The 7,791-nt window shown below is 62.4% G+C and carries 2 protein-coding genes and 1 pseudogene; all 3 read right to left on the bottom strand.

Annotated elements, in window-relative coordinates; translation table 11 throughout:
• Positions 1-97 precede the first annotated feature (97 nt).
• Positions 98-592, bottom strand: a pseudogene (locus HUW53_RS21530) (transposase); the annotation flags it as partial.
• Positions 593-775: 183 nt separating this feature from the next.
• Positions 776-1,324, bottom strand: coding sequence for a recombinase family protein (locus HUW53_RS21525; protein ID WP_237347795.1), 549 nt, complete (start codon positions 1,322-1,324; stop codon positions 776-778).
• A 142-nt stretch (positions 1,325-1,466) separates the two neighbouring features.
• Positions 1,467-7,724 (bottom strand): calcium-binding protein, encoded by a 6,258-nt coding sequence (locus HUW53_RS22030; protein WP_237347794.1) that lies wholly within the window; start codon positions 7,722-7,724, stop codon positions 1,467-1,469.
• Between the last annotated feature and the right edge of the window lie 67 nt (positions 7,725-7,791).

Raw genomic sequence — 7,791 nt, 5'->3', positions numbered from 1 at the left:
GAGGCTCCGCGCGGACGCCTCTTGCCACCCACCACCACCAAGGCTCAAATCAACCCAGGACTCTCGTTATGGCTGGATGAGAAACGGGGGTCACGTCACGCCGCGCAAGCTTCCCCTTGGTATAGTTCTTCTCGTGCGTATTCACCGCGCGCAGGCGTGATCCGTCGATCGCGACCATGCCACCACCGACCAGGCCAAGGGCACGGCAGATGGCAACGAAGCGCTGGCACGCGATCTGAATGGCACCGGCATTGTCGTGACGGAAGTCGGCGATGGTCTTGAAGTCCGGCACCAGCTTACCGATCAGCCACATCAACTCGATATTACGGCCAGCCTCGCGCTCAAGCTTCCGGCTCGAGGTCAGCTGGTGCAGATAGCCATAGACATAGAGCTTGAGCATGGTGCCCGGGGCGTAGCCGGGGCGGCCGGTCGATGCCGGCTGTACGCGGGCAAAGCCGAGCTCGGCCAGATCGAGTTCATCGACAAAGGCATCGATGATGCGGACCGGATTGTCGGGATCGACATAGTCCTCCAAACACGCGGGCAGAAAGCTCGCCTGATGACGGTCGGCAGCCTCGACAAAATGTCCCATCTGGCACCTCCGAAGCAGTGCCTAAACATAGCATAATCAGGGGTTTTCACACAGCCTCGGGTCGGCAGCGGAACAGCGGCTATCTGCGTTGCCGCAACCAAAACCGGTCGGTCCGCTCCCGGCCCCAAATCGGCCGTTCGTCTTCACCGCAGCGAACTTCTGCTTCTGGCGCAAGCCGACCCATCAGCTCGGCGGCACACGCCCGATGGTGGCGGCGCTCACGCCCATGATTCGGGCGATGTGCCGCACACTTTCGCCTTCAGCGCGCAGCTTGGCGATGTAAGCGCGCTGATCGGCGCTGAGTACGCTCTTGCGGCCGAACTTCACGCCGCGCGCCTTGGCACGCGTACGACGGTCACCCGTACGCGCCTTGATCAACTCCCGTTCGAACTCGGCCAAGCCGCCGAGTACCGTGAGCATCAGGCGGCCATGGGGCGTCGTGGTATCGGCCCAGGTGTCGGTCAGGGAGCGAAAGGCGGCACTGCGTTCGCCGATCTCAGCCAGAACATTGAGGAGATCCCGCGTTGATCGGGCCAAGCGATCAAGCCGTGTCACAACGAGAACATCGCCGGGGCGCAATGCCGCGAGGCAGCGCCGCAGCTCGCGCCGATCCGTTTTGGCGCCGCTCGTCGTTTCAGAATAGATCTTGCCGCAGCCCACTTGGTTCAGGTGTTCGATTTGACTCTCAAGAGTCTGGCCTTCAGTCGAGACACGTGCGTAGCGGATAATCATGCCGCCATTTTGAGACTAAGATACGAGACAGTCAATGCATTGAAATATAATGAGCCGTGATGCGTCTCAAATATTTTGAATTTTGATACATCGCACCGAAACGACGCCCCGTCGCAAAGCGGGGCGTCGGGGTTTCTGCCCCCTAGCTATGCCAGGTGTTGGCGCTTTTCGTAGCCTGCGCGATCGTCGTGGCGGCAAGGTCCGAGGCGCCGACCGCGGTGGGATCAAAGGCGATGCCTTTGCTGGTCTTGTAATTGGCTGCAAAGGTAGCCATGGCCTGTACGAGGCTATCCACCTGCTGCGCGGAAGTCAGCTCCAAGCCGTCATTGGCTGAAATGACGGAGAGCCGCTCCCAATCCTGGCTCGATGCACTGTCATACCAGTCCTTGACCACGACCTGCCGGGCGGTGCCCAGCACGTCGATGACAAGGTCATCGCCGGAGTGGACGAACCAGAGCTGGTCGGAATCGAAGGCGATATCCAATTCGCCGCTGGCACCAGTGTTCGAGGACAAGCCGTTGACGATAATCTCGCTTTGCTGCGCCGCGCCGAAGATGTAGGTGTCGAAGCCGCCCCCTCCCTTCAGCGCGTCGTTGCCGCCGCCGCCGTTCAGAGTGTCGGAACCCTTGCGTCCGTCGAGAACGTTGGTCGAGCTATTGCCGGTGAGGACGTCGCTGAAGGCCCCTCCTGTGACGTTCTCCACGTTCCGGATCACGTCGCCCAGGGCGTCGCTGCCGCTCCCGCCAGACGCCGTGGTCTGCGCGCCACGAGTGCCGAGGGTGACCTTCACAGCGGCGCCCGAGGAGGTGTAGGCCACCGTGTCCACGCCCGCGCCACCATCCAGTGTGTCGGCACCGGGGCCACCGGACAACACGTCGTTTCCTGCGCCCCCCTCCAGCAAGTCGGCTCCAATATCACCTCCCCCTCCACCATCAAGGGAGTCGTTTCCAGCACCTCCGATCAAAACATCGTTTTTTGCACCTCCGACGATGGTGTCGTTTCCCGCTCCGCCGTCAATATAGCCCTCCGCGGCCGAATTTCCTGTGATCTTGTCGTTGCCGGCACTTGCGATCAAAGCTTCGAAGTTTCCCTTGGTGAGGTCGATGACGGCGTCGGCTGACGTGGTGAGAACTCCGGTATCATATCCTGCTCCCCCATCGACCGCGCGGGCTTTCCTGCCGGCAGAGACAGGACCAAAGTAATCGATCAATTCAAGATCGCCACTTTTTCCGTAGCTTCTACAATCAAAATAAATGGTGTCGTCTCCATTGCCGCCGGAAAGAACATCATCATCACCAAAGCCACCATCTATCACGTCATTTCCATTCGCCCCTTCCAGATAGTCACTCGCATCAAATGTCGTCGATCCAGAGATATAAACGTCCTTATCCCCGAACGCTGTGACCCAACTTCCACCACCGCCTTCATAGCCATCGCCACCGATCTCAAGGCTAGCTACAGACGGTACATTTTTTCCAGATTTATCACTGATGGAAAGCTTTGTATAAGGCCAGTCCGTTCCGTTTGCATTTTTGTATTTATCAATAGATCCATTCAGAAATACATGAACACGAACTGGTAAACGGAATGTTTTATCATTTTCATCTATATATATAACATCAGCTTGCACTGGAAGCGTTTCGGAATCGTAGTAATTTTTTACGTTTCCATCCTTTGAAATGTATACGTTTGTGTTTGCCGCCAACGCGATCTCCGCCCCTGGATTTCGACCGCTTGCACCGCGAGTATATAACAAATCGGCCTTAACGCGGAAGATGCGGTTGTTGGCTCCGGATGAAGTTATCGTAGCGTCCTGCGCAGCGATAATTATATCGTTAGACCCCTTGATGACGACCGACGCCTCCTGCCCGACCAGCAGACTTCCTCCCTCCAGTAGAACTGTGTTATTTTTTCCGGACACGGCCACATCGACCTCTCCGGCATCGATCTTTACCGTGTTGTCGTCACTCGTGACAAAGGTTCTCGTCGCGTCCGATGCGGTCTCCACTATCGTTCTAGATTTTCCATTGGCGCTGGTCGAGGCGACGATTGTGCTGATAACCTTGCCCTTGCCATTTTCCGCGACGCGTGTGGTGGTCACGCTGCCATCCAGATGCGTAAGCGTCACCTCATCTGTATTATCCGCGCTGAAGTGTGCCGTCCGCATAGAGCCATCGGCACTGATCGTCGTATCAACCTGGTCTTTCACATCACCATTCGGACGCAGACGATAACTTGTGATGGTACGCGACCCATCGACGTTGATGGTCGTCTCTTCAAGGTAATCAACGGTGCCATTGCCATCGACATCCGTATTGGTGGTGCGTGTCAGTCCGTCCGCGCTAACGGTCACGGTGCTTTGGCTCAGTGAGCCGTCGGTCCTGCGGTCGGTGATGGTGGTCCGGGAGCTGCCGTCGGCGGCGAGGGTCGTGATTTCCGTGTGGTCGATGATCCTGTCGCCGTCGGTGTCCTTCTTCAGCGTAACGGTCCGGCCATCGGCGCTGGTGGTCATGATCCCCTTCTGGACCAAGGCTCCGTCAGCGGCCGTGTCGGTGACGGTCTCCACCCGATGGCCGTCGGCGGAAGCGACCACCACGTCCGTTCGCGTCTGGTCGGTCACACCGTCGCCGTCGAAGTCCCACGTGGTGGTGGTCGTCAGCCCGTCGGCGCTGACGGTCTCGGTCGAGCTGGCGGCGGCCTTGCCGTCACTGCCATAGTCGGTGGTGGTGGTGGTGACGCCGCCATCGATGGCCGTCACCGCGACAATCCTCTGGTCGAGCGTGTTGTCGCCATCGGCATTGCGGGTCGTCGTGGTGGTGCGCCCATCCGCGGAGGTGATGGTGGCGGCCCGCCCCTGAACCGTCAAGCCGTCGGCGGCCGTGTCGAGAAGCGTGCTTTCGGTGCTCCCGTCGGCATTCTTCAGGGTCGTGACGGTCCGGATCCGATCGATGGTCCCATCCCCGTCGAAGTCGCCCTTGCTGGTGCTGCTGAGGCCCGAGGCGCTGGTCGTCGTGGTGACGGAGGAGAGCTTTTTACCGCCCTTGGAGGCGGTGACGGTCCGCGTGCGGCTGCCATTGGCGTTGAGCGTGGTCTTGTCGGTGGACGACTGGCTCAAGGCGTTGGAGCCGACGATGGCCCAGTCGGTGCTGATGGTCAATCCATCGGCACTGGTGGTCTGGGCATATTGAGTCTGGAGGGTTTTTCCGGTGCCATCGAAATAGGAGACCGTGTGGGTGGTCGCGCCGGCGGACAGGGTCGTCTGGTCGGTCTTTACCCCCTCGTAGCCGCCCGTGCCGTCAAGGTTCCACTTGGTGGTGACCGACGCGCCGCCGGCCGCGGTCGTGACGACGGTCACATCCTTCTTCGATGTACCAGCCACATACGTCGCGGTCTCCACCCGGCTTCCGTCGGCATTCAGCACGATGGCGTCGGTCAACGCCGCCTCGAAGGCGTCGTCGCCGTTGGTATCCCATTGCGTGGTGGTCGAGAGCCCGGTGGATGTCTGGGTGACGACGCGCTCATCCGAGACCACGCCCGCGGAGGTGAGGTCCTGCGCCGTCGTGACGAGACGATCGTCATTCGTGTTGGTGGCCCCTGCCTGCAGCTCGGTTCTGACCTTCTGGTCGACTTTGCCGTCGCCGTTGCGGTCAAGGGTCGTGGTGGTGAGCAGATGGTCGGCGCTGACGACCTTCGTCCAGCTGGACGCGAGCACGGTCGGAGAGGTCGCGCCAGTGCCCAGCTTGTAGTCGCTGATGGTTTCGGTCTGCACGCCATTGGTGGCGACCACGACGAGATGGTCCTCCCGCAGGTCGAAGGTACCGTCGCCGTCGAGATCCCACCGGGTGATGTCGTTCAGCCCGTCGCCGCGCGTCCAGGTCACGATCTGCGCGGTCTTCGCGTTGCCGGCGTCGAGATCGGTCGCGGTGCGGGTGCTGCTGCCGTCCGTCCCCCGGGAGGTGACGTCGGTGCGCGACTGGTCGATGGCGCTATCGGACCCGTTATACCAACGGGTCGTGATGGACAGGCCGTTGGCGCTGGTGATGGTCTGGACCTCGTCCTTCTGCACGCCATCCGCCTTGTAGTCGGTCGCGGTGACCGTCGTCCGCCCGTCGCTCGACAGGACGGACGACACGATCTGGTCGGTATCGCCGTCGCCATCGATGTCGGCGCGCACGTTCGCGTTGCCGTGAGCGCTGGTGGTGGTGACGGTCCGCGAGATCAGGCGGGGGGTCGCCTCGCCGCTGAACGCCGACACGGTGCGCGTGCGATCGCCATCACCAGCGCTGTCGAGGACGGTCACATCCTTGGTGACCGTCTCGGCCACCCCATTGCCGTCGGCGTCGGTCTGGGTCGTCACGGAGCGACCATCGGCGCTGGCGGTCACCACCTGAGAGCGGGCGGCCAGCACGCTCGTCCCGGTATTGGTGATGGTCTCGCGCGTGGAACCGTCGTCCAGCAGTTCGCTCTTGTCCACCACTGTGGCGTCAAAAGCGCCGTTGCCGTCGAGATCCTGTGCGGTGGTCACCGTCAGGCCGTTGCCGCTGGTGGTGGTCCGGGTGGATTGCACCAGCGTGGTGCCGCTGAAGTCCCGAACCGTCTCGATGGTGGAACCATCGTCGGCATGGGCGAGCACATCGGTATGGCTGGCGTCGGTCGTGCCGTCGCCGTTCACGTCCTGCTTCGTGGTCGTGGAGAGGCCATCGGCGCTGGTGATCGTGGTGGCGACGGTCATCGCCTTGCGGCTGAGGTTGGAAGTGGTGACGGTGTCGGTCACGGTGCCGTCGGCGCCGATCGCGCTCATCGTCGTGCGGTCGCTGAGGCCGTCGCCGTTGAGGTCTTCCGACAGGCTGGTGGCGAGGCGGTTGGCACTCACCTTGGTGAGCGAGAGCGAGCGCCGCGAGCCGTCCGCATTGGTGACCTCGACCGTCTCGGTCTGGCTGCCGTCGCTATTGAGCGCCAAGATGTCGGTCTGGGTGGTATCCACCTTGCCGTCGCCGTCGCCGTCGACCTGGGTGGTCGTCTTCAGCCCATTGGCCGAGGTCGTGAGCGTGGTCCGGCTGCGCAGGCTGTTGGCCGCCTTGTCGGAATACGTGCCCGCATAAAGGGAGACGGTGGTCACGCTCCCGCCGGCATTGGTCACGGTCGAGTCGAGCTCGGTCTCGCTGACGGTGCCGGCGGGGTTGAAGGCGCGGGTGATGGTCTTGGACTTGCCATCCGCTGACGTTTCCGTCCGGGTCCGCGAAACCAGGGTCTCGCCCGCATAAAGATCGAGCGTGTCGGTCTTGGAACCGTTGGCATTGGCGGTGATGATTTCGCTCCGCTCCCACTGGCCGTCGCCATTGGCGTCGGTCCGGAGCGTGCGGGACAGTTCGTCCGCGCTCCACACTGTGATCTGCTGCGAGAGCAGCGTCTTGTCGTCCCCGGCGGTGACGCGGACCGTGCGAGTGGAGGCGCCATTGGTGGAGACCACGGTCTGGTCGCGGGAGATCTGGTCCGGCGTGCTGCTGGCACCCGAATAGATGCGTTCCCTGTGCGTCACGCCATTGGCGCCGACCTCGGTGATGGTCTTGCCGATGACCGTGCCGGAGGCGCTCGTCGTGGTCTGCGTGGTGACGGTGTTGCCGCTGTCGTCCACGGAGAGGGCGGCAACGCGGGTGAGGTCGGTGGTGCCGTCGCCGTCGCTGTCGACGGCGGTGGTGGTCACCTGCCCGTCGGCGCGGGTGGTGATGGTGGTGCGGCCGAGAAGGGTGCTAGCGGAACCGCCGTCGCCGCTGCGCTGTTCGATGGTCTCGACCTCGCTGCCATCGGCATTGACGACGGTCGCATCCTTCCGCGTCTGTTCATAGGTGCCGTCGCCGTCGAGATCGGAACGCTGGACCTGGGTGTGGCCGGTGGCGGTCACCGCGGTTGCGATGGTCACGGCCTTGTCGATGACGCTGCCGTCGGGCGCGAAATCGGTGACGGTGACGGTGGTGCCGCTGGTGGTCGCCCGCGCTTCGGTGCGGTCCACGGTGCCATTGCCGTCGAGGTCCGAACTGATGGTGGTGGTCTTGCCGGTGGAATTGCGCACCGTGACCGTGCGGTCGGTGAGCGCGCCGGCGACATCGAAATTGGAAACGGTGGTGGTGCGGGTGCCGTCGTCGGCCTTGGCGACGACGCGGGTCTGGCGGCTCTCGAACAGGCCGTCCGCGTTGAGATCCTGCTTCAAGGTCCGGGTGAGACCGTCGGCGCTGATGGTGGTGATGGTTTCCTTCGAGAAGGCGCCATCGGTGGTATAGGCCTTCACGTCCACCACGGTGGAGCCATCTGCCTGCTTGGTGGAGGTGCGCGCGACGATCTCGCCCGTGGTGTCATAGGCGAGCACGCTGTCGGCGGCGGCCTGCGTCTTGCCGTTGCGCACGAAGGTGGCGGAGCCCAGGATCTGGGAGCCGTCGGAGAAGCTCTGCTCGTTGTCGTCAGGCGTCACC

Origin of the sequence: Xanthobacter agilis (assembly GCF_021730435.1) — a bacterium.
GTDB classification, from domain to species: domain Bacteria; phylum Pseudomonadota; class Alphaproteobacteria; order Rhizobiales; family Xanthobacteraceae; genus Xanthobacter; species Xanthobacter agilis.
The sequence above is the reverse complement of the archived record's forward strand: the minus strand, read 5'-3'. Positions and strand labels throughout refer to the sequence as shown.